This is a genomic window from Paenibacillus sp. MDMC362 (genome assembly GCF_003269305.1).
Taxonomy (GTDB): domain Bacteria; phylum Bacillota; class Bacilli; order Paenibacillales; family Paenibacillaceae; genus Paenibacillus_AQ.
Genome location: NZ_QLYT01000099.1, coordinates 1 through 2398, shown reverse-complemented (window position 1 = coordinate 2398; position 2398 = coordinate 1). Strand labels below are relative to the sequence as shown.

Sequence of the window (2398 nt, the reverse complement as noted above, 5' to 3'; positions counted from 1 at the left end):
GGGTGGTGGGTGCGTCCTCGCCCTCAGCGGGCTCGGGCCTGTAGGTGACCACGACCACACGGGGGTGAGGGCTGAGACGGGATTCAAGGTGCTCCAAACGCCGTTTCACAGTTTCAACCTCTTTAAGGGCGCGGGCTCGCGCTGAAGGGCGACCTCGAGGGCCTGTAGGCGCTGCTCGAGGTCGTGGGCCTCGGTGGCCTTGGCGTAAGACCCGGCCAGGGTAGCCAGGACGCTAGCGGCCTTGAGCTTGCGGTCTGGATCGGCTGTAGGGGCTTGGGCGATACCCTCCACCTCGAGCAGCACCCCCCACAGCACGGCGCGTAGCTGCCCCAAATCGCCGGGTTTACGGCGGCGTAAGCGTTTAGGTTTCAGCGTGCTCATCGCCATACCTCAAGGGTACCCCCTCCCCCCCTGCGGCAGCTCCCAGGCATAGCAACACCAGCAACGCGGCCGCGGGCAACCGGGAGTTTGCGCGCCATCGGCTGATTACCTCGAGAAGCAGCGGGCGGGGGTCGGAAGGTGGGCGAGGCAGATCAGCGGGCCATGCCCCCAGATCGCCCTGCTCGGCCTTCGAGAGCACCGGCAAGATGGTCCCGCTCCACCGCTCCCAAAGGAGAAGTTCGGGCTCGAGGTCGGGGTAATCGGCGAGTTCGAGGGGGATGAAGCGCTCGAACGCCCCGCTGGGCAGCCCGTCCACCACGCTGCGAAACCGGGCCCAAAATGCGCTCCAGGCGGCGCGGTGGGCCTCACGGGTCCTGGACTCAAGTTTTTCGATTCGGTCAGTCCTCATAAATCAATCGGCTCCAAGCAAAGCGGCAAAAGCAGCGTCCCCGTCGGGGTTTCGAGGCTCAAGAGCGGCTCTCCAGCCTCTCCGACGTGGCGAATGGCGCTCAGCAGGGCATCGCCAAGACCGCTTTGGAGAACAAGCTGTAGCAAATCGAGCCTGAGGGCCAACTGCGGGAATTTGCGTTCTGGACGGGTCATATCGATTTGGCGGGGTCAGGAGCGGCCACGGATGCGGGCGGCTGGGCGGCAAAGGGGCGGCTCAAGATCGAGTCGAGCGCGAAAATGCCGAAGTCCTTGGGGGTTTCGGGTGGCGAGTAGCTCCAGTTGCGCGGCTCGAAGGTGGTGGTCTCGGCTCGGTTCGAGGGCGAAAGGCCGGGCGGCACGGCAGTCAGGGGCTCGGCTGCGTCTCCAAGCTCGGCTAGGACGCGCCGAAGGGCCTCGAGCCGCCGGCTGTTCTCGATGTCACCGGTGGGGCCGGGCCAGGCACCGGGCTCGAGGGCGGCGAACGTGGAAAGCCAGCGCTCACGGGCCGAACGCCACTTGTTGATGATGCCGGGGGCCTGACGCTGGAGGGCGGCAACGGCCTTAGCAATGCCATCGAGCAGGTCTTGTAGCTCGCCCTGGTGCTGCTCCACCTCGCGGGCGATGGTGCGGGCTCGCTCGAGCAACTCCTGCCGGTGCTCACGGCGCTTAGCCTCTGAAATAGCGCTCTGGACGCTAGCAATCTCCGACTCGATGCTAGAAACCAAGTCCTGGGCGGCTCGAGCACGGGTGAGGTGGTTGAGTTTCTCGTGTAGGTCAGCGCTCTCGGCGGCTTTGGCTTGTGCAGCCTCGAGTTCGCCCTTGGCTGCGGCAAGTTGGGCCTGTAGCTCGGTAAACTTGGCTTGTAGATCGCTCATTTTGGCTCCTTGCTTTGGATTGTTGGCTCTGGGTCGGTGTGCGGTGCGCTCCATCCCCGGCAGGGCGGGCGGGGGACGCGGTCGGTGCAGGTAGTGAGTCATGGCATCCACCACCATTCACGGCGCTCTAGGTCGAGCCAGGCGATGCCAAGCGCGGGCAGCACCAAGTGCTCCACCAGCCGGTGGCCGGCGACGTGGGGCCAGTGCTGGGATGTGAGGCCCCTGAAGCGCCACCGGCCAGGGGCCAGCACCTCGAGCACGCCCTGGGCCTCGGCCAAACGGTCGTGGTAGCGCTGGATGGGCTCCTCACCGGGCTGCTCGATCTGGTGCAGCAGTTCGGCGGCGACGCTGACGGCGATGCGCCTAGGGGAGGGGCTAGAACCACGCGGTATCATCCTCAGCCTCCACCTCGCTCAACACCTCCCGGCGTACCGGCTGGGAGGGGGTGCCCGGCCAAAGGCCGATGACCTGCACCGCTCGGGGTTCGGGGTACTGCCGGGCCAGGGCTGAGAGCATCTGCCGCAAGAGGGAAGTCACACCCTCGAGGTCCAACCCCTCGAGGCTGCGATACCCCACAGCCCGGCCCTCGAGGTCCACCCTGAGCCGGGGGGCCTGTAGCTCCGCCAACCGTCGGGCTAGGGGTTCGACCTGGGCGAGCAGGGTGTGCCAGGGGGTTTTGTCAGTTTTGTCAACGGGGGTCTGGGGGTTTGGCG

The 2398-nt window shown here is 66.4% G+C and carries 5 protein-coding genes; all 5 read right to left on the bottom strand.

Annotated features, from left to right (window positions below; all coding sequences use genetic code 11):
* Positions 1–105: 105 nt before the first annotated feature.
* A complete protein-coding gene (locus DP091_RS30770) occupies positions 106–387 on the bottom strand; it encodes a hypothetical protein (RefSeq protein WP_082996515.1) in 282 nt (93 codons plus the stop codon).
* A gap of 399 nt (positions 388–786) precedes the next feature.
* Positions 787–984, bottom strand: coding sequence for a hypothetical protein (locus DP091_RS31165; RefSeq protein WP_075275683.1), 198 nt, complete (start codon positions 982–984; stop codon positions 787–789).
* The gene (locus DP091_RS30760; RefSeq protein WP_075275682.1) at positions 981–1685 is read right to left on the bottom strand and encodes an HlyD family secretion protein; all 705 of its coding nucleotides are present in this window, start codon (positions 1683–1685) and stop codon (positions 981–983) included. The genes DP091_RS31165 and DP091_RS30760 overlap by 4 nt, the downstream gene beginning before the upstream one ends.
* A 98-nt stretch (positions 1686–1783) precedes the next feature.
* Positions 1784–2080 (bottom strand): hypothetical protein, encoded by a 297-nt coding sequence (locus DP091_RS30755; RefSeq protein ID WP_075275681.1) that lies wholly within the window; start codon positions 2078–2080, stop codon positions 1784–1786.
* Positions 2061–2398, bottom strand: a 338-nt coding sequence (locus tag DP091_RS31645) for a hypothetical protein (protein WP_220091194.1), incomplete at its 5' end; no start/stop codon positions are given. The genes DP091_RS30755 and DP091_RS31645, both read right to left, overlap by 20 nt.

Bases quoted from the DNA above. Each gene is read 5' to 3' on its own strand.
- DP091_RS30770 (WP_082996515.1), bottom strand. From the start codon at position 387: ATGGCGATGAGCACGCTGAAACCTAAACGCTTACGCCGCCGTAAACCC.
- DP091_RS31165 (WP_075275683.1), bottom strand. From the start codon at position 984: ATGACCCGTCCAGAACGCAAATTCCCGCAGTTGGCCCTCAGGCTCGAT.
- DP091_RS30760 (WP_075275682.1), bottom strand. From the start codon at position 1,685: ATGAGCGATCTACAAGCCAAGTTTACCGAGCTACAGGCCCAACTTGCC.
- DP091_RS30755 (WP_075275681.1), bottom strand. From the start codon at position 2,080: ATGATACCGCGTGGTTCTAGCCCCTCCCCTAGGCGCATCGCCGTCAGC.